Here is a 23,062-nt window from a genome sequence, read left to right as displayed (position 1 = left end):
GGGCGTCAGAGCGCGGGCGCCGGTCGTTCGGGGGCGGCGGCCCGCCCCAGGCAGGTGCGGACGGCGGCGGCGACGGCCCCGGTGTCGGCGGCGTCGACGACGGCGGCGATGTGGGCGTCGGGCCGCAGCACCCACACCCCGCCGGGGTGGCAGTCCAGGGCCTTGGCGAGGGCCCCGGTGGTGTCGATGTCGGCGAGGTGGAACGCGGCCACGGGCGCGCCGGTGGCGCCCCGGGCTGCGGCCAGGACGCCGTCGCGGGCGGCGTCGGCGTCGGTGCCCTCCGGGAGGGGGCCCAGCAGCAGGGTGACGCCCTCGCGGAGCAGGGACCGCAGCCGGGTCGGCGCGTCCCCGCCGGACGGGCCGCCGGGCACCTCGACCGGGGCGTCGGGGGCGATCACGCCGGGGCAGGGCTCGGGGGCCCGGCCGCGGGGCGGGCGGCCGCCGAAGGGGAACCGCGCGTTGGGCGTGGTGAGCGGGGAGTCCACGTACCAGAAGGGCTCGGCCAGGCGCCCGGAGTCGACCCGGGCGCGGGCGGCCTCGTCGGTGAGCGCCTGCTCCAGGACGCTCACCCGCGTGGTGTGCTCGGCCTCGTCCTGGGGGACGAGGAAGCTCATGGTGGCGCCGGTGATCTCGGCGTTCTCCAGTGCGGCGGCGTGGCGTTCGGTGTGGTAGGTCTCCAGGAACTCCTCGTCCGCCCACCCGGCGCGGACGTAGGCGATCTTCCAGGCGGCGTTCTCGGCGTCCTGGACGCCGGAGTTGAGCCCGCGGGCGCCGAACGGCGCGACCAGGTGGGCGTTGTCGCCGACGAGCAGGATGCGGCCCGCGCGCATGCGGTCCACCACGCGGGTGTGGAACCGGTACACCGAGTGCCAGACGATCTCGTAGGGCTTCTCCCCGATGATCTGGCGGATGCGGGCGTCCAGTCGTCCGCTGGCCTCCTCCGCCTCCAGGTCGAAGTCGGCGGGGACCTGCCAGTCGATGCGGAACACCGAGTCGGGACAGGGGTGGATGAGCACCTGGCGGCCGGGGTTCCACTCGGGGTCGAAGTAGAAGCGGCGCTCGCGGGCCCAGTCGCCCAGGTCGGCGCGGATGTCGCAGATGAGGAAGCGGTCGTGGAAGCTGGTGCCCTCGAAGCCCAGGCCCAGTGCGCGGCGGACGACCCCGCCGTGGGCGCCCAGGCAGGACAGGGCGTGGGTGCCGCGCAGGCGGACCGGGCCGGCGGGGGTGTCGCAGGTGACGGTGACGCCGGTGTCGTCCTGCTCGATGCCGGTGACGGTGTGGTCCCAGGAGATCGCCACCCCCGCCTCGGCGAGGCGGCGGTCGAGGATCTCCTCGGTGCGGGACTGGGAGATGTTGACGAAGGGCGGCAGGGGGGAGGCGCCCGGGTCGGCGAGGCGGACGCTGAACAGTTCGCTGTCGCGGTAGAAGGTGCGGGCGGTGTCCCAGGTCAGGCCCTCTTCGGCGACCTCTCCGGCGCCCACCCAGTCCCACACGTCCAGGACGTCGCGCTGCTGGCAGATGGCCTTGGAGCCGACGGCGTCGCGCTCGGGCCGGGAGTCGACGATGCGGACGGGGACGCCGCGCCGGGCCAGCAGCAGGGCCGCGGTCTGGCCGACGGGGCCGGCGCCCAGGACCAGGACGGGCTCGGCGGAGGTGTCGGCGGGGGGTCGTGGAGCGGGAGGTCGCATGTCGGGCTCCTGGGCGTCGGCGCCCCTTCGGGGCGGGGGTGGTCGGTGGGCGGCCCCGGCGGCGGGACGGGTGCCCGCCGCCGGGGCGTCGGCGGCCGCGGGTCCCCCGCGGGAGGTTCCCCTCCCGCGGGGGCGGGGCTCGGCCCCGGCGGTCCGCTCAGGCCTGGAGGAGGTCCCAGACCTCGCGGTCGCGCTCGGCCGTCCAGATGACGGGGCGCTCGATGCCGGAGAACTCGTCCCACAGGCGCGAGACGTCGAAGGGCAGGCAGTGCTCGAAGATCGGCCAGTGGCCGTAGTCGTCGACGAGGGCGGCGTGGGTGGCCTCGAACGCCTCCTTGAGGGTGCCGCCGCGCTCGTGGACGCCGCCGACCTCGCGGATCATCACGTTGAGGAAGTTGCGGGTCTGCTCGATGGCGGCGTCGACCTCCGAGCGGCCGCGGCTGACCGCGCCGCGCCCGCCGACGAGCATCTCGGCGCCCAGGGCCTTGACCCTGTCCAGGGTGGCGCCGGCCCAGTCCTTGTGGAAGGCGTCGCCGGTGTAGAGGGCGGCCTGGGCCTCGACGAGGTCGCCGGCGAAGAGGATCTTCTGCCGGGGCAGCCAGGCGACGATGTCGCCCTCGGTGTGGCCGCGGCCGAAGTACTCCAGGACGAGTTCGCCGCGGTCGCCGCCCAGGTCGATGGTGGTGCGGTCGGCGAAGGTCTGGGTGGGCCAGGTCAGGCCGGGCACGGAGCCGGCGTCCTTGGCCAGGCGGGGCATGCGGCCGAACTCGCTGGCCCAGTCCTCCTTGCCGCGCTCGCGGATCAGCTCGTGGGTCTTCTCGTGGGTGAGGATGATCTCGGCGTCGAAGGCGCTGGCGCCCAGGACGCGGACCGCGTGGTAGTGGGAGAGGACCAGGTAGCGGACGGGCTTGTCGGTGTGCTCGCGCAGCTTGGCCAGCCACTCGCGGGCCGCGGTGGGCGTGGCCAGGGCCTCGAACGCCACGAGGAAGTCCTCGCCCTCGATGGCGCCCACGTTGGGGTCGCCCTCGGCGGTGAGCGCGTAGACGCCGTCGGCCAGGACCTCCAGGGTCTGCTGCTTGGCCTCGGTGTCGGCGGACGAGGCGAACGGCTTGGCTGCCATGGTCGTCGGGACCCCTTCACTCGCTCCGGGCGGCGGCCGCCCATAATGATCAAACGTTTGATGATTCAGACCATAACGTGCTCTGCGTCACCGGACCAAGAGGCGCAGAGCCACCTCGCCGGTGATACAGGTCACACTGTACGCCTGTCGGCCGCCGACGGCAGGGCACCGACCTGCCCCGCTCCCCCACTCTCCCCACGGCGCGCACGACACCCCCGCCTCCCCGCGGCGGGTCGCGGTCCCCCCGGGAACGAAGAACGGAAAAAGCGCCGCCTCCACCCCGAAAAGAGCATTCGCCGCGTTCCACCCGTCCGCCGTCACCACTGAACAAGGCGCCCACGGAAAGGGAAAAGCACGGTAAACACGGCCCGGACCCCAGGTATTAGGCTGGTCCCGTGACCCATGACACCGCACCCCCCAGCAGTGACCTCACCTTCTGGTCGTTCGTCGACTACGCGGTGCAGAAGGCCGAGCAGGAACTCCCCTCCGTCAACGCCGACGCCATGCGCATGGTCCTCACCCTCAACCGGGCCACGAGCATGGTCATCTACGACCTGGAGTCCACGGTCCACCGGCCGCGCGGGCTCACCTGGCCCGGGTTCCGGGTGATCTTCGCGCTCTGGCTGGCCGGGCCGATGGAGGCCAAGACCACCGCCGAGATCTCCGGCATGAGCCGGGCCGCCCTGTCCGCGCTGCTCAACACCCTGGAGCGCGACGGGCTCATCCTGCGCGAGCGCGCCACCCACGACCGCCGCGCCCTCCAGCTCAGCCTGACCGAGGCGGGCTACCACGCCATCCTCGGCGGGTTCCGCGCCCACAACCGCCGCGAGTCCGCCTGGGCCGAGGCCCTGGAGCCCGAGGAGCGGCGCGAGCTGGTCCGCCTGCTCAACAAGCTCATGGCCGGGTCCACCGACGCCCAGGCCAAGTTCCGCAACTGAGGGCGCCCGGCCCGGGGGCACCCGGCCGCCGTCCCGCGCCCTTCCCCGCGACAAGGGCCAATCCCGACCCGAGCGGCCCTTGAACCCGGTCCCCCGCCGTAGGGAGCATGGGGGCATGGACGACTCCACCCGTGCCCGCATCGACGCCGCACGACGGCACTTCTCCCCCGGGACCGTGTACCTCAACACGGCCACCCACGGGCTGACCCCCGACACCGCGCTGGACGCGGTGACGCAGTACACCCGCGCCGTGGCCGAGGGTCGGTTCTCCCCTGCCGACGCCGACCCGGGCGTCGAACGCGCCCGCGCCTCCTACGCCCGCCTGCTGGGCGTGCCCGCGGAGAACACCGCGATCGGCGCCTACACCGCCCAGTTCGTCGGAACGGTCGCCGCCGCGCTGCCGCCGGGCGCCGAGGTCGTCGTCGCCGCCCGCGAGTTCAGCTCGGTGGTGCACCCCTTCCTGGCCCGGGCCGACCTCGCCGTCCGGGAGGTCCCGCTGGAGCACCTGGCCGACGCGGTCGGCCCGGACACCCGGCTGGTGGCGGTGTCGGCGGTGCAGTCCTCCGACGGGCGCATCGCTCCCCTGGAGGACCTGCTGGCGGCCAGCGACGCCCACGGGGCGCGGCTGCTCGTGGACGCCACCCAGGCGGCCGGGTGGCTGCCGCTGCCCGCCGACCGGATCGACTACACGGTGTGCAGCACCTACAAGTGGCTGCTGGGGCCGCGCGGCGCGGCGTTCCTCACCGGCACCGCGGAGGCGCTGGCGGAGCTGTCCCCGCTCGCGGGCAACTGGTACGCCGCCGAGGAGCCGTGGAACAGCCTGTACGGCGGGCCGCTGGCGTTGGCGCCGGGCGCCCGCAGGCTGGACCTGCCGCCGGTGTGGCCCGCCTGGGCGGGGCTGGAGCGCACCCTGGCGCTGCTGGAGGAGGCCGGGGTCGGCGCCGTGCACGCGCACAACACGGCCCTGGGCGACCTGCTGCGCACCGGCCTGGGCCTGGAGCCGGCGGGCTCGGCGATCGTGTCCGTCGCCGCCCCGGCGGGCGGGGTGGAGCGGGTGCTGGACGAGGGCATCGCGGTGGCCGCCCGCGACGGGCGCCTGCGCGCCTCGTTCCACCTGTACAACACCGAGGAGGACGTGGAGCGGCTGGTCAAGGCGCTCACCGGCTGAAACGGGCCGGCCCGGCCCGCAGCGGACGCTGCGGGCCGGGCGGCCGCCGACGGCTAGAAGATGGACCCGTTGAAGGCCGCGTCCGGACGGTGCAGGGCCGCGTCCAGGCGGGCGACCGCCCCCGGGGTGTGCTCGGTGAGCAGCCCGGCGGCGGCGTACCCGGTGAGCGGGGTCTGCCCCAGGTAGGCCGCGCCCAGCAGGGCCGCGTCCAGCGACACGTCCGGGGCGGCGTCGGTGGCCTCCACCCGCGCGCCCTCGGGGGACGCCTTCAGCGACCACGTCCCGGCGTTCCACGGCGCGTACCGGTCGGTGACCGCCAGGACCGCCTCCACCGGGGCGGCGTAGGTGCGCTCGGACAGCGCGCCGGGCACGTCCACCAGCCGGAACCAGAGGCTGTTGAAGACCTCCCGGACCAGCCGGTCCCGGTTGCCGAGCAGGTGCACGAGCGGGTCGTCCACCGGCATGAACTCGAACTCGATCCGGGCCGTCAGGTCGCGGTCGAGCAGGTGCTCGTAGAGCAGGGTCCAGGCCGCCGGGACCGTGGCCCGCATCTCCTGGACGTACACCGTCCCGGCCGGGCCGTCCGACTCCCACTTGCTCCGCGTGCTGTACAGGGCGTAGCCCACCGGGCCCTGCGGCCCGCGGACCACGACGGCGTGTTTGGGGCCCCGGCCCTCGCGGTGCTCGGGCTTGTCGCGCAGGGTCCGGTCCCACCAGTGGTCGGGGCGCGCGACCTGGCCGAGCCGGGCGGCGGCGGCCTCCGCGTACACCCGCTCCAGGTCGGCGCGCAGCTCCGCGGCGTAGCCCAGGCGGACCTCCAGCTCCGGGTCGCGGGGCGCGTCGGGGCGCAGCGCGGCGTGCGGCCGGGCGATGTGGGCCTCGGTCTCGGCGACGGCCGGGCCGTAGCCGAAGCGGCCGTAGATGGCGCCCTCGGACGCCCACAGGGCGGCGTACCTGACCCCCGCGGCGTGGATGTCGGCGAGCTGGCGGCGCATGAGGGAGCTGAGCACGCCCCGGCGGCGGTGGGTGGGCCACACGCCCACCCCGGTCACCCCGGCCACGCGGCGCGGCCCGCCGGGCAGGGTCATCTCGAAGCGGAAGTCGTTGGTGGCGCCGACGATCCGCTCTTCGCCGTCGATGTCGTCGACGGCCACGCGGACGCGCTCGTAGCCCTCGGCGTCGTGGATCGGACGCATCCGCTCCAGCATGGCGGGCACGTCCTCGGCGACCAGGAGGGCCTCGCCGATGACCCGGGCCGCCCGTGCGTACTCGTCCCGGTCGGTGCCGCGCACGGTCCACTCGGCGCGCGGGCTGTCGGATGTGGTCATGGTGTTCTTCGCCTTGTCGTTCGGTGCGGTCGGGACGGGATGGGGGGCGTTCGGAACGGGGCGGGGCCCGGCGGACCCGTGTCGGCCGGGGCCCGTCCCGCTCAGAAGCCGGTGTCGCAGCGGGGCGCCCGGGGGGTGTACAGGGCGGTGTCCAGGCGGGCGGCGGCGCCGGGCGTGCGCTCGACGGCAATGCCGGCGTCGACGTGGGTGGTCACCGGCCCGCGGCCCAGGTAGGCGGAGCCCAGGTGGGCGGCGTCCAGGGACAGGTCGGGGGCCGTCGTGGCGGCCTCCACCCGGGTGTGCTCCCCGTCGGTCTTCAGGTGCCAGCGCCCGGCGTTCCAGGGGGCGTGCCGGTCGGCGACCTCGATGACGGTGTCCAAGGGGTGGGCGTAGGTGCGCTCGGCCAGGGCGGCGGGCACGTCGACCAGGCGCAGCCACAGGCCCCCGCCGGCGCGGCGGACGGCCTGGGCGGGGTCGGCCAGCAGGGCGGGGAGGGGGTCGTCCTCGGGCAGGCCGACGACCTCGGTCTCCACGGTGAGGTCGGTGTCGAAGAGGTACTCGTACAGGGCGGTGCGGGCGGCCGGGGTGAGGGCGTTGACCTCCCGGACGGAGACCGTCCCGGTGGGCAGGCCGCCCTCGCCGTAGCCGGTGGTGACCCGGTGCAGGGCCGCGCCCACGGGGCGGCCCCGGGCGTCCCGGACGACGACGGCGCGCAGGTCGGAGGTGTCGGGCCGGGGGCGGGAGAGCATCCACAGGCGCAGCTTCCACCAGTTGCCCTCGCGGGGGAAGCCGCCCGGGCGTTCGGCCTGGGCGGCGCGGTGCAGCAGGTCCAGGTCGGGCAGGACGTCGGCGGGCTCGGCAAGCTCCAGGGTGAGCGAGGGGTCGCGGGGCGCGTCGGGGCGCAGGGCGGCATGGGCCCGGCTCACGGAGTAGGTGTGCTGGCGGAACGCCTGGCCGTAGCCGTAACGGCCGTAGATGCCGCCTTCGGAGGCCCACAGGATCGCCAGGTTCTCGCCGCGCCGGCGCAGGTCGGCGAGCTGTTCGCGCAGGAGCGCGGTGAGGATGCCGCGTCTGCGGTGGGTGGGCAGCACGCCCACCCCGGTCACCCCGGCCGCCGGGCGCGGACCGCCCGGGACGGTGAGGGAGAAGGGGTGGGAGTTGGTGGTGCCGACGATGCGGCCGCCGTCGCGGACGACCAGGAAGCGGTCGGGCTCGTTGACGGGGTGGTCGCGCTCGGTGTCGAGCAGGTCGTTCAACGGAATGTTGATGGCGGTGGCGAACACCCCGGTGGCCTCGGATATCTCGTCCTCCGCGGGCCGGTCGACCTCCCATCCGGGTCCGTCGGATCGGGGTGTCGCGGGGTGGTGCTCTGCTGCCATGGACCGACCCTCTCAGGACCGCCGCGGGGCGCGCCACTGCTTTTCCGTGTGTCCGCGGTTACGCCTCCCCCGGCTGACCGGCGGGGTCTCGGCGGGCGGCCGCGGCGGCCAGGGAGCGCTGGATCCGGTCGGCGGCGGTGAACGCCCCCAGGACCACCAGGCGCACCAGGTCGGCGTCGGCGGTGCGGCCGGTGGCGGCCCGCCAGGCGGCGACGTCGGCGTCGGCGATCCGGTGCGGGGACAGGGCGGCGAGCACGGCCAGGCGCACGGCGGTCCGGTCGGGCGCGTCGAGCCCGTCGGCGTGCGCGCCCACGGGGTCCTCGAAGAGGGCGGGCGGGCGCCCGTCCCAGGCGGCGACGGCGTCCCGCGTGCGGGCGCGGACGGTGTCGGGGACGTCCAGGGAGGCGACGGTCCCGGCCAGTGCGGCGTAGGCGGTGCCGACGGGTCCGTCGGCCCAGGCGGGCGGGGCGGTGTCGGTGGCCGGCAGCAGTTCCAGGGAGCGGCCGGGCGCCACGGGCCGGCCGGGGCCGCGGCGCACGGCCGCGCCCAGGACCCGGCGCACGGTCCGGGAGCGCTGGAGGTCGCCGGGCAGCAAGCGCTCGACGAGGAGGGAGGAGGTGACCCGGTTGATGATGTGCGTGACCAGGGCGGTGCCGATGAACGCGGCGGTGTGATCGGCGGGGAAGGGCGGCGCGGGCCGGGGGCCGGGGGTGGGGTCGCCGGTGGCGGCGGCCCAGTCGGCCAGGGCCGCCAGGGCGGGGTCGCGGGGGCGGCGGCCCGCCCGGACGGCCTCGGCGGCGGTGTGGTCGCCCCCGGCGTGGCCCAGGGCGGTGTGGGCGTCGACGCAGAAGGGGCAGGTGTTGGCGGCGGAGACGGCGACGGCGACGAGTTCGCGCTCGGCGCGCGGGACCGGCCCGGCCAGTTCGGACTCGCGCAGCAGCGCCCAGACGCACACCAGGAGCTCGGGGGCGCGGGACAGGGTCATGAAGGGGCCGTCGGCGAGCAGGAACTCGTCCTTGATCTGGGCGTAGGCGGCGGCGACGGGTCCGGTGGCGTCCTTGGGGGCCACCGGTGAGGTGTAGCGGTAGATGTCGGGCACGGGTCCTCCTCGAACCACGGGGAGCTATCGCAACTTTTTGTTGCGATAGCTTCAGTATGCGTGCGCCGGACCCCTGCGGCAAGGGAGAATCGGGACGATCCCGGGAGGACGATGACCCACGAACACGACGCCGGCCCCGCCCGGCCGGTGGGGCGCGGGGCCAAGGTGCTGGCCGCCGTCCGCGCCGCCACCCTGGCCGAACTGGGCGAGCGGGGCTACGCCGACCTCAGCGTCGAGTCGGTGGCCCGCCGCGCCGGAGTGCACAAGACCACCGTGTACCGGCGCTGGCGCGACCGGCAGGCGCTGGTCGTGGACGCCTTCGAGCACCTGGCCGCCACGGAGGTCCCGGTGCCCGACACCGGCGCGCTGGCGGGCGACCTGGAGGCCCTGGCCCGCGCCCTGGTCGGCCTGCTCACCTCGCCGCGGGGCGCGGTGATGACCGCGATGCTCGCCGACGCCGCGCGCATCCCCGAGATCGCGCGGGCGCGCGAGCGGGTCTTCGCCGACCGCGTCGAGCACGTCCGGCCGGTGGTGGAACGGGCCGTCGCCCGGGGCGAGGCCCCGCCCGGCACCGACCCGGCGCGGGTCGCCCGCGCGCTGGCCGCGCCGGTCTACCTCAGGCTGCTGGTCAGCGGGGACCCGCTGGACGAGGGGGCCGCGGCCGAGGCCGCCCAGACCGCGCTGGCCGTGGTCGGCCGCCTGCGCGAAGAGTATTCCGACCGCTGAAAGGGCAGTTCCCTCCTGTGACAGCCGTGACCTCTTCGACGACGAAGCGCTCCGACCGCCCCCGCCTGGTGGTGGGGGTGGACGCGGGCGGCACCTCCACCCGGGCCCTGGTCGCCACCCCGGCCGGCGAGCGGGTGGGCCTGGCCCGGGCCGGCGGCGCCAACCCCAACACGCACGGCACCGCGCGGGCGGGCCGGGAACTGGCCCGGGCGGTGGGCGCCGCCCTCGACCAGGCCGGGCCGCGCGCCCGCGAGGACGTGGTGGCCGGGGCGATCGGCCTGGCCGGGGTGTCGGCGCTGCGCGACGACCGGGTGCGCGCGGCACTGGTGGAGGAGCTGCTGCTGGTCGGCGTGCCGGCGGACCGGATGGTGTTCGTCGGCGACGACGAGGTGGCGTTCGCCTCCGGCACCCCCGAACCCGACGGGACGGTGCTCATCGCGGGCACCGGCGCGATCGCGACCCGGATCGAGGGGCGGCGCCGCAGCCGGTCCGCGGACGGGATGGGCTGGCTGATCGGCGACGAGGGGTCGGCGTTCTGGATCGGCCACCAGGCGGCCCGGGAGACCGCCCGCCAGCTGAGCCGGGGCACGGCGCTGAGCCCGCTCGCGCGGATGGTGGCCAAGCGGGTCATCCCCGGCAGGCGCCCGGTCCAGGGGCGCGAGCACCTGCCCGAGGAGCACGCGCGCGCCTTCGCCCGCACACTGACCGGGCGGCCGCCGATCGGGCTGGCCGAGCTGGCCCCGCTGGTCTCGGAGGCGTTCGCGCAGGGGGACGAGGCGGCCGAGGTGATCGTGAACGCCGCGGCCGGGCACCTGGCGCACTCGGTGCACCAGGTGCGCACGCCCGGGGAGCGGCGGCCGGTGGTGCTGGCCGGCGGGGTGCTGCTGGGGTCCGCGCCGGTGCACGAGGCGCTCACCCGCAAACTGGCGCTGGGCACCGCGGGGTCGCCGCTGTCGACGGCCGGGTGCACCGCCGGGGCGGCGGCCTGGCTGGCGGCCCTGGAGGCCGGGGCCCCCGCCGACGACACCCGCCTGCACGCGGTCTTCACCGCCCCCACCCGCGACGGCCGCAGCGACGCCGCCTGAGGCCCGTCCTCGGCCGCCGGGGGTTTCCGTGAGGCGCCCGGCCGGGTTCCGGAGGCCCGGAGGAGAGGCCCCCGGGGAGGACCCGTGGCCGTGGGCCGTCCGCCACGCGACGGGCGGGGATGCCGGTGCAGGACCGAGGGCTCCCGCCCTCAACGGGCGCCGGGCGGGACGGGGGTGCCGCGGCCGCGGGCCGCCCGTCGAGGGCGGCGGCCCGGACGGCGGGGCCGCCCGGGCCGGCCTTCACACCCGCGCCGGGGACGGGGCGGCCGAAGCGCGTTCGCGCGGCCACAGGGCCGCGGCCGCCGCGGCCCCGCCGACGGCCAGGACGGCCAGGACGGTCCAGGCGGGCGCGAACCCGGCGGCGGTGCCGATCCACCCGGCGACCGGGTAGGTGACCAGCCACGCCGCGTGCGACAGCGAGAACTGGGCCGCGAAGGCCGCGGGCAGGCCCGCGGGGGCGACCGAGGAGCGGATCACCCGGCCGGTCGGCGTGATGACCAGCGCCATCCCGGCGCCGACGGCCACCCAGACCGGCACCGCGACCGCCCAGGCGGCGATCTGCGCGTACGCCGTCCCCACGGCGGCCAGTACGGCGGCCACGAGGACCGCGGCGCCGGTCATCATGACCGCGCGTTCGGCGACGCGGTCGAGCACGCGCGGCAGGACCAGGGCGACGGCCAGGGTGCCGCCGCCGGAGGCGGCGAGCATCCAGGCGACGTCGGCCTGCGTGCCGCCGAGCCCGTCGCGGACGAAGTTGACGGTGTTGACGACCACGATCGACCCGGACGCGGCGACCACCAGGTTCAGGGCCAGGACCCCGCGCAGCCGGGGGGCGGCCGCGAAGGCCCGGATCCCCGAGGCCAGCCGGTCCCAGACCCGGGTGAGCCCGCTGGGCCGGGCGTCGGGGACCCGGGTCGCCAGGACCAGCGCGGCCGAGGCGGCGAAGCCGGCCGACGTCCCGACGAACAGCCAGTCGAAGGTCATGAACGTCAGGGCGAGGGCGGCGAGCACCGGGCTGAGCAGGCTCTCCATGGTGTAGGCCACCTGGGAGGCCGACAGCGCCCGCGTGTAGTCGGACTCACGGGTCACGATGTCGGGGATGACCGCTTGGAAGGTGGGCGTGAACGCCGCGGAGGCGGCCTGGAGGACGCCGATCAGCACGTAGATGTGCCAGATCTCGGTGACGAAGGGTAACGCCAGGACGACCGCGGCGCGCACCGCGTCGAGCAGGGTCAGGAACAGCCGTCTGGGCAGCCGGTCCGCGTAGGCGGCGACCACGGGCGCGATGAGGACGTACATGACCATCTTGATCGTGAGCGCGGTGCCCAGGACCGCGCCGGCGTCCGGGCCCGCCAGGTCGTAGGCGAGCAGCCCCAGGGCCACGGTGGCCAGCCCCGTGCCGAACAGGGCGATGACCTGGGCGGAGAACAGGTTGCGGTAGTCGCGGATGGCGAAAAGTCCCATGGTGGCGCTCCTCGTGGAGTGGTCGTCGTCGAACGCGGTAACCATATACCCCCCAGGGGTATTTCCACCACCCTCTCCGGCGCCCCGGAGGGGTACCCTGGCCGACGGTGGTGTTAGGTTCGCCTAACACGTTTCGACGAAGGGGGCCGCCGTGACCGAGCGACGGGAACGACCGAAGGTGACCGTGCACGTGGGCCGGGTGGAGGCGGTGGAGCGCCTCACCCCGCACATGGTGCGGGTGGTGTTCGGCGGGGAGGGCCTGGACGCCTTCGCCACCGCCGGGTACACCGACTCCTACGTGAAGCTGCTGTTCCCGCCGCCCGCCGAGGGCGACCCCGAGCCCTACGACGTGCGGGAGATCCGCGAGAGCCGCCCGCGCGAGGAGTGGCCGGTCACCCGCACCTACACCGTGCGGGCCTTCGACCCGGCCACCCGGCGGCTGACCGTCGACTTCGTCCACCACGGCGACGCCGGGCTCGCCGGGCCGTGGGCGGCCGCAGCCCGCCCCGGCGACACGCTGCGCCTGCTCGGCCCGGGCGGCGGCTACTCCCCCGACCCGGACGCCGACTGGCACCTGCTGGCAGGGGACGAGAGCGCCCTCCCGGCGATCGCGGCCGCGGTGGAGCGCCTGCCCGAGGGGCGTCCCGCGCACGTGTTCGTGGAGGTCGCCGACCCCCGGGAGGAACAGAAGCTGGACGCCCACTCCGGGGTGCGCGTGCACTGGCTGCACCGGGGCGACCGACCGGTGGGCTCCCTGCTCACCGAGGCGGTGCGGGCCCTGGAGTTCCCGGCGGGACGGGTGCACGCGTTCGTGCACGGCGAGGCCGGGTTCGTGCGCGACCTGCGCCGGCTGCTGCGCGTCGAGCACGGCCTGCCCAAGGAGGACCTGTCGATCTCCGGCTACTGGCGGCTGGGCCGCGACGAGGACGGCTGGCAGTCCTCCAAGGCCGAGTGGAACAGGCAGGTGGAGGACGAGGAGGCCGCGGCCCTGGCCGACCGCTCCTAGGGCGCGCTCGGCGGATCATTCCGGGTCGCGGCCGCGAGGCCTCCTCTCGCCGCACCGCCTGCGCTCGGACAGCCGAACCCGGGCCGACCCGCGCCGGTCGTCCTGCGAGAGATCACCTCGCGGCCGCTCCCGGCATTCGACGCAAGCGCCGAAACGCTCGAAAGCATCCACCGAACACGCCCCAGGACCCGCGGCCGCGGTACCGCGGCGGACCGCGTTCTGTCACCGTATCCTCACGATACGTACTACCGGTCTTGACAGGTCTAGACCACACTTGCTTGGGTGACGGCACCCCCTGCGGCGCGCGGTCGGATGCGCGCCGCCCCCGAGGAGTGTGATCACGTGATCCGACGTCTCCTGAGCCAGTTCGCCGCGCTCGGCGCGATGGCGGCCCTGCTCACCGTTCTCCCCGCGACCGCCGCGCAGGCCGCCGTCTGCGCGGCGCCCTGGAGCGCCTCCGCCGTCTACACCGGCGGCAAGACGGCCTCCTACGAGGGCCGCAACTACACCGCCAAGTGGTGGACGCAGAACGAGCGCCCCGGCGCCTCGGACGTGTGGGCCGACCAGGGCCCCTGTACCGGCGGCGACGGCGGCGAGCAGCCGGGGCCGAGCGACTTCATCGTCACCCAGGCCCAGTTCGACCAGATGTTCCCGAACCGGAACCCCTTCTACACCTACAGCGGCCTGGTCGCCGCGCTGAGCTCCTACCCGGCGTTCACCAACACCGGGAGCACCGAGATCCGCAAGCGCGAGGCGGCCGCCTTCCTGGCCAACGTCAGCCACGAGACCGGCGGCCTCGTCCACATCAAGGAGACCAACGAGGCCAACTACCCCCACTACTGCGACCGGAACCAGCCCTTCGGCTGCCCGGCGGGCCAGGCCGCCTACTACGGCCGCGGCCCGATCCAGCTCAGCTGGAACTACAACTACAAGGCCGCGGGCGACGCCCTGGGCATCGACCTGCTCAACAACCCCTACCAGGTCGAGCAGAACGCCTCGGTCGCCTGGCGGACCGGCCTGTGGTACTGGAACACCCAGACCGGCGCGGGCTCGATCACTCCGCACAGGGCCATCGTCGACGGCCACGGCTTCGGCGAGACGATCCGCGCGATCAACGGCGGCCTGGAGTGCAACGGGGGCAACCCGGGGCAGGTCCAGAGCCGGATCGACAAGTTCACCCGGTTCGCCCAGATCCTGGGCACCACCACCGGCTCGAACCTGGGCTGCTGACCTCCCGGGCGGGTCCGAACGCCCGTGGAGAGCAGCCGGTCCGGCTGTACAGAGCGGGGGCGTGCCCGGCCGTCCGGCCGGGGGCGCCCCCGCTCCCCCGTTCTGCGGCGCTACAGGTCCAGCTGTTCCAGCGCCGCCACGTAGCCCTCGTTGAAGGTGGGGAACTGCGGCGTGGAGTCGATGAGGTAGCCCACCGGGATCCGCGCGCGGATCGCCAGCGCCGCGGTGTTGATCCATTCGGAGACCATCGGCCCGAACGCCCACGCCCCCACCAGCACGCCCTCGTCCCGGTCGGCGATCACCCCGAGGGTGCCGCGCGGGTCGGTGGCGTGGGTCCAGGGCCGGGCCAGGGTCTCGGGCAGGTCGATCTCGGCGGTGGCCACGTCGATCCCCCGGTCCCGGGCCTGCTCGGAGGTGAGCCCGACCCCGGCGATCTCGGGGTGGGCGAACACCACCCGGGGCACCCCCGTGTAGTCGGCGCGGCGGTCCCCTCCCAGGATGTTGGCGGCCACCAGCCGCCCCTGGTACTTGGCGACGTGGGTGAACATGGCGCGGGCGGTGACGTCGCCGACCGCCCACAGCCCCGGGGCGACCCGGCAGCGTTCGTCGACGGGCAGGGCGCCCCGGTCCGTCTCCACGCCGAGGTCGGCCAGGCCGAGCCCGTCGCCGCGCGGCCTGCGCCCCGTGGCCAGCACGAGGACGTCGGCGCCGACGCTCTCCCCCGAGCCCAGCACCGCCGCGACGCCGTCGCCGTCGGCGGCCGCCGAGGCCACCTCGGTGCCCAGGTGGACGGTGATGCCGTCGCGCTCGAACTGCTCGGAGACCAGTTCGCACAGGCGCGGGTCCTCGCGGTCCAGCAGCCGGTCGCCGCGCTGCACGAGGGTCACCGCCGACCCCATGCGGGCGAGGAACTGGCCGAGTTCGACGGCGACCGCTCCGCCGCCCACCACCAGCGCCCGGCCGGGGATCCGGGTCAGGGTGGTGGCCTCGCGGTTGGTCCACACCCGGTCCGGGCCCAGGCCGTCCAGGCCGTCGACGGGCGGGCGCACCGCCTCGGAGCCGGTGGCGACCACCACGTGGTCGGCGGTGTACTCCCGCCCGTCGACCGCGACCCGCCAGGGGTCGCGGCCCACGACGCGGGCGGCGCCCTTGAGGACCAGCGCCCCCTGGTCCCGGTACCCCCGGACCTGCCGGGAGTCGTCCAGGTGGCGGATCATCTGGTCGCGGTAGGCGCGCAGCGCGGGCCAGTCCAGGCCGGGCCGGTCCAGCCCGGCGGCCTCCTCCGCGTCGGCCCGGGCCTCGGGCGGGCGGATGAGCGTCTTGCTGGGGATGCAGGCGTAGTACCCGCACTCGCCGCCGATGAGCTCGCGCTCCGCGACGGCCACCCGTTTGCCGGCCTTCAGGAGCCGGTCGGCGACGACCTCGCCGCCCGGTCCCATGCCGATGACGATGGCGTCCAGGTGCTCCATTGGTGTCCTCCGCTCGCCGGGTCCCCACCGATGGTGTCCCCTGCCGGCCCGCACCGGGTGCCCGACACGCGGTCACCACCGGGGTTCGCGGGTCCAGATGCGGGCGGGGACACCGGTGACCAGGTCGCGGCCGCGCAGCACCTGCACGCGCCAGGGGTCCACCCGAAGCACGGAGAGCTCCGGGTCGTCGGGGCCCTTCCAGAACCCGGACGGGTCGTAGCCGGCCCCGGGCGGGCTGCCGTAGCGGTACAGGTCCCAGACCCGGCGGCGGTCGGCGGGGTCCTCGGTCCAGGCGGCGGTGGCGTCGACGGAGGCCGTGTTCTGGGTGGGGTTCCAGTAGGAGAAGGTGACGTGCGGGTTGTTCGCCAGGTGGGCGGCCTTGACCGGGGTGCGGTAGGTGGCCAGCCAGCCCCGGGGCTCGTCGCCCTCGGTCTCCCAGACGGGGATGAGGACGCGGGTGCGGGGCCTGCCCTTGGCGTCGACGGTGACCATGGTGGCGTAGTTGACGGAGCCGACGACGGCGTCGAAGTCCTCGCGGAGGTCGGCGAAGGTGTGGACGCGGCCGCGGCGGCGGGTGGCGGTGCTGTCATCGTTCATGGCACCACCGTGCGCCGCGCGGCTCCGGGGATCCTCAGGGTCCGCTCAGGGCCTCCCGGTCCGCCGGGGCGGCGGGGCCGGAAGGGCCGGAGGGGCCTGCGAGCAGCGCCTCGGCCCCCTCCACGGCGCCCCGCGCCGTCTCCCGGGCCAGCCCCTGGGCCCCGAGGGCCCGCCGGATCCGGTCCTCGATCCGGGCCACGTCGACGCGTTCGGCCTCGGGCAGCGGCACCCCCACCGAACGGCGCAGGGCGTCGGCGGCGCCGAGCAGCCGGGCGGCGTGCCCGGCCCGCCCGGCCAGGGAGCGGGCCCCGGCCAGCCCCTCCAGGGCCAGGGCCAGGGCGCGGGGGTCGCCGGTGCGGCGGGCCGCCGCCAGCCCGCGCAGGTGCAGGTCCTCGGCCCCGGCGGCGTCGCCGTCCAGTTCGGCCGCGAACCCCAGCTCGGCGAGGATGAGCGCGGCCCCGAAGTCCGAGCCCGACTCCAGGTGCCAGTCCAGCCAGGCGCCCAGGTGGGTGCGGGCGGCCGCCAGGTCGCCGCGGCGGCGGGCCACCAGGCCCAGGCCCAGCACCGCGGACTCCTCCCCCACCACGTGCCCCTGTTCGGCGGCCACCCGGCGGGCCCGCTCGTGGAGTTCGGCGCTGCGGGTCAGGTCGCGGCGGAGCAGGGCGATGCGGCCCAGGGAGGTGAGGCGTTCGCCGACCTCGGTCCACAGGCCCAGGTCCTCGGCGGCGCCCAGGGCCTCGCGGTGGTGGCGTTCGGCGGCGTCCAGGTCGCCGGCGGGCTCGGCCCGGGAGGCGAGCAGGAAGGAGGCCAGGGCCTGGCCCCACCGGTCGCCGAGGTCGGTGAACAGCGCCCGGGCGCGCTCGCCGCGGCGCAGGACGGCGTCCAGGTCGCTGCGGCCGAAGGCGCGCCGGGCCAGGGTCGCCGCGGCCGCGGCCTCGCCCCAGCGGTCCCCGGTGCGGACGAAGAAGGCGTGCAGGTCCTCCAGGCCGGCCTCGTCCCCGCCGCCGAACCCGGTGCGCACGTGGGCGAGGAACCAGCGGGCCCGCGCCTCGCCCGCGGCCGGCTCGCCTACGGGCTCCGGGACGGGGCCCGCGTCGCGGCCCAGGCCGTGCCCCAGGGCGGCGCGCCACAGCAGAGCGGTGCGGTGCAGCGGGTGGTCCGGGGCGCCGGGCAGGTGCAGGGCGGTGTCCAGGGCGCGCACGCCCTCGGCCAGGCGGCCGCGCATCACCCGGTACCAGGCCAGGGAGACGGCCAGGCGCAGGGCCGCGTCGGCGTCCCCCGCGGTGCGGGCGGTCTCCAGGGCGCGGCGCAGGTCCGCGCCCTCGGCGTCCAGGGCGTTCAGCCACCTGCGCTGGGCGCCGGTGCGCAGCAGGGGGTCGGCCCTCTCGGCCAGGGCGAGGTGGTGGTCCAGGTGGCGGCGGCGGACCCGCTCCTCCTCCCCGGCCTCGCGCAGCCGCTCCGTCCCGTAGAGCGCGACGGACTCCAGCAGCCGGTAGCGGGGGCGGGCCTCGCGCGAGGCGGTGACCAGGGAGCGGTCGACCAGCCGGGCGAGCAGGTCGGGCACCTCCGCGCGGGGGACGCCGTCGCCGGAGACGACCTCCTCGGCCGAGGCCAGGGAGGCGCCGTCGGCGTGCACGGCCAGGCGGCGCAGCACGGCGCGCTCGGGGCCGGTGAGCAGCTCCCAGCTCCAGTCCAGGGCGGCGCGCAGGGTGCGGTGCCGGTCGGGGGCGTCCCGGTAGCCGTCGGTGAGCAGGGCGAACCTGTCGTCGACGCGGTCGGCGAGCTCGTGGACGCCCAGGGCCCGCACCCGGGTGGCGGCCAGCTCCAGGGCGAGGGGGACGCCGTCGAGGCGGCGGACGATGGAGGTGACGGCGTCGGCGTTGTCGTCGGTGACCGCGAACCCGGGGGCCGAGGCGGCGGCGCGGTCGGCGAACAGGCGCACCGCGTCGGCCTCGGGCAGGGGCTCCACGGCGTGCAGGTGCTCGGCGGCGATGCCCAGCGGCACCTGGCTGGTGACCAGGGCGCGCAGCCCGGGGGCGGCGGCCAGCAGGGCGGACAGGACCGGGGCGAGCGCGGCCGCCACGTGCTCGGCGTTGTCCAGCAGCAGCAGGGCGTCGCGGGTGCGCAGGGCGTCGGCCAGCCGGGTGGTGCGGGTGCCGGGCGGGGCGGTGAAGGGGCTGGTCCCGGAGGAGTCGTCGCGCACCCCCAGGGCGGCGGACAGCGCCTCCACCACGGCCGCCTCGGCGCTGTCGGCGTCCTCGCCCGGGCAGACCCCGGCCAGGTCGACGGGGTGGACGCCGCCGGGGGCGGCCTGTGCGGCGGCGGCCAGGGCCAGCCGGGTCTTGCCGACGCCGCCGGGGCCGGTGAGGGTGACCGCGCGGGCCCGCTCCAGCAGGGCGAGCACCCGGGCGAGGTCGTCCTCGCGGCCGACCAGCGGGGTGAGGGGCACGGGCGGGTCCGGCGGGGGCGGCAGCCGCGGGGCGTCCCCGCCGGGTGCGGGCGGTGCCGGGATGCCGGGGACGGTGTGCGTCACCGGGGCGGCGGGCGCCGCGGGGGCGTCCAAGGCGGGGTCCTGGGCGAGCACGGCCTGGTGCAGGGCGGTCAGCTCCGGCCCCGGGTCCAGGCCCATCTCGTCGGCCAGCAGGTCGCGCAGCCTGCGGTAGGACTCCAGGGCCAGGGTCTGGCGGCCGGACCGGTACAGGGCGAGCATGTGGGCGGCGCGCAGGCGCTCGCGCAGCGGGTGCTCCTCCACCAGGTCGCCGAGCCCGTCGGCGACCGCGGCGTGCTCCCCCAGGTCCAGGCGGGCCCGGGCCTGGTCCTCCAGCGCGGTGAGCCGCCGCTCCTCCCAGCGCAGGACGGCGGCGCGGACGAAGTCGTGGTCGGCCAGGTCGGCCAGGGCCGGCCCCCGCCACAGCGCCAGGGCGTCGCCCAGCAGGCCCACCCGCGCGGCCGGGTCGGCGGTGTCGCGGGCACGGCCCAGCAGGTCCTCGAAGTCGCGCGCGTCCAGCCGGCCGGGGGCGGCCTCCAGCAGGTAGCCGGGGCGGCGGGAGACCAGCAGGGCGCGACCGCCCGGCTCCGCGGCGTCCAGGACCCGGCGCAGCTGGGAGGCGCGGGTCTGGAGCGAGGCGGTGGGGTCGGCGGGCAGGTCGGCTCCCCACAGGTCATCGACCAGCCGGTCGGCGGGCACCACCCGGCCCGGCTCGATGAGCAGCGCCGCCAGCAGCAGGCGGACCTTGAGCTCGGGCACCCGCACCGGCTCCCCGCGCTCGTCCCACACGGCCAGCGGCCCCAGCACCCCGAATCTCATGATCCGAACTCTAGGGGTCCTCAGGGCCGGCCGCGCCGCCGCCCTGAGTCCGCCCGAAGGGTTTCCGGAGCCCGGGCCGCCACGGTGGTGACCGTTCGATCCGATCCGCGAAGAAGGTTCACGATGCCACTCGATGCCTCTCCCCGGGCGACCGCCCGGACCTGGACGGGCCTGGCGGTCCTGCTGGCGCCCACGGTGCTGCTGTTCCTGGCGATGACCGTCCTGTTCCTGGCCACCCCCTACATCGCCGCCGACCTGGGGCCCACCGGCGGCCAGCTGCTGTGGATCAACGACGTCTACGGCTTCGTCATGGCCGGGTTCCTGGTCACCATGGGCACGCTCGGCGACCGGGTGGGGCGGCGCCGTCTGCTGCTGGCCGGCGCGGCGGTGTTCGCGCTCGCCTCGGTGGGGGCGGCCTACGCCCCGAGCCCTGAGATCCTCATCGCCGCACGCGCCCTGATGGGCCTGGGCGCGGCCGCGATCATGCCCGCCACGCTGTCGCTGATCACCGTGATGTTCACCGATCCGCGCCAGCGCGGCACGGCGATCGGCCTGTGGGCGGCCTCGGTGTCGGCCGGTGTGGCGCTGGGCCCCCTGGTGGGCGGCCTGCTGCTGGAGTCCCTGTGGTGGGGCGCGGCGATGCTCATCGGCGTCCCGGTGATGGCCCTGGTGCTGGTCGCGGTGCCGTTCCTGGTGCCGGAGTACCGTGCCCCGGTCGCCGGGCGGCTGGAGCCGCTGAGCGTGCTGCTGTCGCTGGCCGCGCTGCTGCCGTTCGTGTACGGCGTCAAGAAGCTCGCCGAGGAGGGCTGGGAAGCTCTTCCGTTGACGGCCCTGGCCGCCGGTGCGGTCTTCGGGGTCCTGTTCGTGCGGCGCCAGCTCAGGGCGGCCGACCCGCTGCTGGACGTGCGGCTGTTCGCGAACCGCGTGTTCAGCGGGTCGCTGGTGGTGTTCCTGCTGGCGGCCGTGGGCATCGGCGGCGTGTACCTGCTGTTCACCCAGTACCTGCAGCTGGTGGCGGAGCAGTCGCCGCTGCGGGCCGGGCTGTGGATCCTCCCGGCGGCGGTCCTGCTGGTGATCGTCTCGACGGTGACCCCGGCGATCGCCCGCCGGGTGCGGCCCGCCTACGTGATCGCCGCCGGCATGGCGCTGTCGGCGGCCGGGTACCTGATGCTGACCGGTGTGGACGCCGCGGGCGGGCTGCCGCTGCTGGTCGCCGCGTTCTACGTGCTCTACCCGGGTGTCGCCCCGGCGATGGCGCTGGTGCCGGGGCTGGTCGTCGGCGCGGCCCCGCCGGAGAAGGCCGGTGCGGCCTCGGCGGTCAACACGACCGCCAGCGACCTGGGCACCTCGCTGGGCGTGGCGCTGCTGGGCAGTGTGGGCACCCTGGTCTACCGGGCCCGCATGGAGGGCGCCGGGGAGGAGGCCGGCCGGACGCTGCCGGGGGCGCTGGAGACGGCGGCGGGCCTGCCGCAGGAGGCGGGCGCGGCGCTGGCGGAGTCGGCGCGGGCCGCGTTCACCGACGGGCTGAACACGGCGGCGTGGGCGGCCGCGGCCCTGGCGGTGCTGGGCGCGGTGCTGGCGCTGGCCCTGCTGCGCCGGGTCCCCGCCACCGGTGCGGCCGAGGCGGCCGGGGCCGCTGCGCCGGAGCCGGCGGAGAAGGAGGCCGCCGGACGCTGAGCCGGGGTCCCGGGCCCGCCGCGGGGAGGACGCCCCCGCGGCGGGCCCGGCCGCGTCCCCGGCGGAGTGCGGCGCGTCACCCCCGCGAACGCGGGTGCGCGCGGCCCGGGCGTGGTGAAATGACCGGTCGGCACACCGCTCTCACCAGGGACCCGCGCTCCATATGTCCACGCAGACCATCCTCCTGATCCTCGACCTCGTCGGGATCTTCGCCTTCGCCGTCGACGGGGCCCTCACCGCCATCCGCACCGCCCGGGTGGACATCGTGGGCGTCCTGGTCCTGGGGCTGGTGACCGCCATCGGCGGCGGCATCATCCGGGACGTGCTGCTGGGGGTGACCCCCGCGACGTTCCAGGACTGGCGGTACGTGACCGTGGCCCTGGCGGGCGGGATGGTGGCGTTCTTCCTGAGCTCCCGGCTCACCCGGCTGACCAAGCCGATCCTGCTGTTCGACGCCGCGGGTCTGAGCCTGTTCGTGGTCATCGGGGCGGCCAAGGCGATCGAGCTGGGCTTCGGGCCGTTGCAGGCGGTCCTGCTGGGGGCGATCACCGGGGTGGGCGGCGGCACCATCCGCGACGTGCTGCTCAACCGGGTGCCGACGGTGCTCAGCGCCAACTCGCACCTGTACGCGATCCCGGCGCTGCTGGGCGCGGGGACGGTGTCGGTGGCGCACGTGCTCGGCTTCGACGCCGGGTGGGTGGCGGTGGTCGGCGCGCTGCTGTGCTTCACGATCCGGGTGCTGGCCCTGCGCTACCGGTGGAACGCGCCGCGCCCGCCGGGCGTCCCGCCGCTGTAGCGGACGCTCACGGGGCGGGCGCCTCCTCCAGGGCGCGGGCGGCGACCCCGCGCAGGGTGGCGACCAGCTCCGGCAGCGGTTCGGGGGGCCTGCGCCGGTGCACCACGTACACCTCGCGGGCCAGCCGGGCGCCGAGCAGCGGCCGGCTCACCCAGCCGCCGCGGCGGGCGGCGCCCAGGATGGTGGAGGGGATCAGCGCCACCCCCACGCCCACCTCGATCAGGGCCAGGGCCACCTCGTAGTCGCGGGTCTCGTAGGTGACGGTCGGCTTCGCCCCGGCGGCCGCGGCGGCCGCGTCCAGGGTGGTGCGGTTGGCGATGCCCGGGGCGCCGCAGATCCACTCCTCCCCCGCCAGGTCGGCCAGGGACATGGGCCGGTCGGCGATGGGGTGCCCGGCCGGGGCCACCACCATGAGCGGGTCCACGAGGATGCGCTCGCGGTGCAGGCCCGAGGCGCGCGGCAGCGGGACCGCCGGGTAGCGGTGGGTGACGAGCACGTCGAGTTCGCCGGAGGTGACCAGGTCGTGGCCGCCGGGGGGCTCGATGTCGGCCAGGGACAGGCGCACGTTCGGGTGGGCGCGGCCGAACGCGGCCAGGGTCTGGGGCAGCAGGATCTGGCCCGCGCTGGCGAACGCCCCCAGGGACAGGTGGTCGGGCGGGGTCCCGGCGTGGGCGCGGACGGCCGCCTCGGCGTCGCGGAGCTCGCCCAGGACGCGTTCGCCGTGTTCGAGCAGGATCCTTCCGGCGCCGGTGAGGGTGGCCCCGGTGCGGCCGCGGTCCACCAGCACCGCGCCGACCTCGCGCTCCAGTTTGGTGAGCTGCTGGGACAGGGCGGGCGGGGTGAAGGAGAGGCGTTCGGCGGCGGCGGAGATGGAGCCGGCGTGCGCGATCTCCACGAGTACGCGCAGGCGGTTGGCGTCCAGCACGGCGGCCTCCTGGGACAAGGGTCGGTGCAAAGTTCTGCTTAAGGTTCCTTAGCAGACCCA

The 23,062-nt window shown here is 76.2% G+C and carries 18 protein-coding genes; 8 read left to right on the top strand and 10 right to left on the bottom strand.

Annotated elements, in window-relative coordinates:
* Window positions 1-5 precede the first annotated feature (5 nt).
* Together ACFVNO_RS14545 and ACFVNO_RS14540 are read right to left on the bottom strand one after the other, a co-directional pair.
* The gene (locus ACFVNO_RS14545; protein WP_378892713.1) at window positions 6-1,688 is read right to left on the bottom strand and encodes an FAD-dependent monooxygenase; all 1,683 of its coding nucleotides are present in this window, start codon (window positions 1,686-1,688) and stop codon (window positions 6-8) included.
* A gap of 157 nt (window positions 1,689-1,845) precedes the next feature.
* A complete protein-coding gene (locus tag ACFVNO_RS14540) occupies window positions 1,846-2,808 on the bottom strand; it encodes an MBL fold metallo-hydrolase (protein WP_220560900.1) in 963 nt (320 codons plus the stop codon).
* A gap of 395 nt (window positions 2,809-3,203) precedes the next feature.
* Between ACFVNO_RS14540 and ACFVNO_RS14535 the strand changes: the two genes are divergently transcribed.
* Window positions 3,204-3,746, top strand: a complete 543-nt coding sequence (locus tag ACFVNO_RS14535) for a MarR family winged helix-turn-helix transcriptional regulator (protein ID WP_220560898.1) — start codon at window positions 3,204-3,206, stop codon at window positions 3,744-3,746.
* A 115-nt stretch (window positions 3,747-3,861) separates the two neighbouring features.
* The gene (locus ACFVNO_RS14530) at window positions 3,862-4,914 is read left to right on the top strand and encodes an aminotransferase class V-fold PLP-dependent enzyme (protein WP_378892708.1); all 1,053 of its coding nucleotides are present in this window, start codon (window positions 3,862-3,864) and stop codon (window positions 4,912-4,914) included.
* Between the two features lie 53 nt (window positions 4,915-4,967).
* Here the strand turns inward: ACFVNO_RS14530 and ACFVNO_RS14525 are convergent, their stop codons facing one another.
* From ACFVNO_RS14525 to ACFVNO_RS14515, 3 genes are all read right to left on the bottom strand, one after another.
* Window positions 4,968-6,242, bottom strand: coding sequence for a GNAT family N-acetyltransferase (locus tag ACFVNO_RS14525; protein WP_378892705.1), 1,275 nt, complete (start codon window positions 6,240-6,242; stop codon window positions 4,968-4,970).
* A 101-nt stretch (window positions 6,243-6,343) separates the two neighbouring features.
* On the bottom strand, window positions 6,344-7,621 hold the full coding sequence (locus ACFVNO_RS14520) for a GNAT family N-acetyltransferase (protein ID WP_378892702.1): 1,278 nt from the start codon (window positions 7,619-7,621) through the stop codon (window positions 6,344-6,346).
* Window positions 7,622-7,679: 58 nt separating this feature from the next.
* Entirely contained in the window at window positions 7,680-8,720 is a 1,041-nt protein-coding gene (locus ACFVNO_RS14515) for a carboxymuconolactone decarboxylase family protein (protein ID WP_378892699.1), read from the bottom strand.
* 111 nt (window positions 8,721-8,831) lie between these two features.
* On the opposite strand from ACFVNO_RS14515, the gene ACFVNO_RS14510 reads away from it, so the two are divergent.
* Both ACFVNO_RS14510 and ACFVNO_RS14505 read left to right on the top strand, forming a co-directional pair.
* Window positions 8,832-9,446 (top strand): TetR/AcrR family transcriptional regulator, encoded by a 615-nt coding sequence (locus tag ACFVNO_RS14510; protein ID WP_355261572.1) that lies wholly within the window; start codon window positions 8,832-8,834, stop codon window positions 9,444-9,446.
* A gap of 77 nt (window positions 9,447-9,523) precedes the next feature.
* Window positions 9,524-10,531, top strand: coding sequence for a BadF/BadG/BcrA/BcrD ATPase family protein (locus ACFVNO_RS14505; protein ID WP_355261842.1), 1,008 nt, complete (start codon window positions 9,524-9,526; stop codon window positions 10,529-10,531).
* A gap of 240 nt (window positions 10,532-10,771) precedes the next feature.
* Here the strand turns inward: ACFVNO_RS14505 and ACFVNO_RS14500 are convergent, their stop codons facing one another.
* On the bottom strand, window positions 10,772-11,995 hold the full coding sequence (locus ACFVNO_RS14500; RefSeq protein WP_378892695.1) for an MFS transporter: 1,224 nt from the start codon (window positions 11,993-11,995) through the stop codon (window positions 10,772-10,774).
* A 151-nt stretch (window positions 11,996-12,146) separates the two neighbouring features.
* On the opposite strand from ACFVNO_RS14500, the gene ACFVNO_RS14495 reads away from it, so the two are divergent.
* Both ACFVNO_RS14495 and ACFVNO_RS14490 read left to right on the top strand, forming a co-directional pair.
* Window positions 12,147-13,001 (top strand): siderophore-interacting protein, encoded by an 855-nt coding sequence (locus ACFVNO_RS14495; protein WP_378892692.1) that lies wholly within the window; start codon window positions 12,147-12,149, stop codon window positions 12,999-13,001.
* A 342-nt stretch (window positions 13,002-13,343) separates the two neighbouring features.
* On the top strand, window positions 13,344-14,231 hold the full coding sequence (locus tag ACFVNO_RS14490) for a glycoside hydrolase family 19 protein (RefSeq protein ID WP_220560891.1): 888 nt from the start codon (window positions 13,344-13,346) through the stop codon (window positions 14,229-14,231).
* Window positions 14,232-14,341: 110 nt separating this feature from the next.
* Here ACFVNO_RS14490 and ACFVNO_RS14485 read toward each other — a convergent pair whose 3' ends face one another.
* The 3 genes from ACFVNO_RS14485 to ACFVNO_RS14475 all read right to left on the bottom strand — a co-directional run bounded on the left by ACFVNO_RS14485 (window position 14,342) and on the right by ACFVNO_RS14475 (window position 19,604).
* A complete protein-coding gene (locus tag ACFVNO_RS14485; RefSeq protein WP_355261581.1) occupies window positions 14,342-15,700 on the bottom strand; it encodes an NAD(P)/FAD-dependent oxidoreductase in 1,359 nt (452 codons plus the stop codon).
* Between the two features lie 72 nt (window positions 15,701-15,772).
* On the bottom strand, window positions 15,773-16,297 hold the full coding sequence (locus ACFVNO_RS14480; protein ID WP_355261584.1) for a pyridoxamine 5'-phosphate oxidase family protein: 525 nt from the start codon (window positions 16,295-16,297) through the stop codon (window positions 15,773-15,775).
* 34 nt (window positions 16,298-16,331) lie between these two features.
* Window positions 16,332-19,604, bottom strand: a complete 3,273-nt coding sequence (locus ACFVNO_RS14475) for a BTAD domain-containing putative transcriptional regulator (protein WP_378892685.1) — start codon at window positions 19,602-19,604, stop codon at window positions 16,332-16,334.
* Window positions 19,605-19,727: 123 nt separating this feature from the next.
* Between ACFVNO_RS14475 and ACFVNO_RS14470 the strand changes: the two genes are divergently transcribed.
* Window positions 19,728-21,281, top strand: a complete 1,554-nt coding sequence (locus ACFVNO_RS14470) for an MFS transporter (RefSeq protein WP_378892682.1) — start codon at window positions 19,728-19,730, stop codon at window positions 21,279-21,281.
* 163 nt (window positions 21,282-21,444) lie between these two features.
* Window positions 21,445-22,077: a trimeric intracellular cation channel family protein gene (locus tag ACFVNO_RS14465; RefSeq protein WP_220560885.1), complete on the top strand. Its 633-nt coding sequence runs from the start codon at window positions 21,445-21,447 to the stop codon at window positions 22,075-22,077.
* 7 nt (window positions 22,078-22,084) lie between these two features.
* Here ACFVNO_RS14465 and ACFVNO_RS14460 read toward each other — a convergent pair whose 3' ends face one another.
* Window positions 22,085-23,002, bottom strand: coding sequence for a LysR family transcriptional regulator (locus ACFVNO_RS14460; RefSeq protein ID WP_378892963.1), 918 nt, complete (start codon window positions 23,000-23,002; stop codon window positions 22,085-22,087).
* Window positions 23,003-23,062: the final 60 nt, after the last annotated feature.

It is taken from the genome of Nocardiopsis sp. NPDC057823 (genome assembly GCF_042797335.1).
GTDB classification, from domain to species: Bacteria; Actinomycetota; Actinomycetes; order Streptosporangiales; family Streptosporangiaceae; genus Nocardiopsis; species Nocardiopsis changdeensis.
Note: the sequence above shows the minus strand (reverse complement) of the source record. Positions and strands in the feature narration are given on the sequence as shown.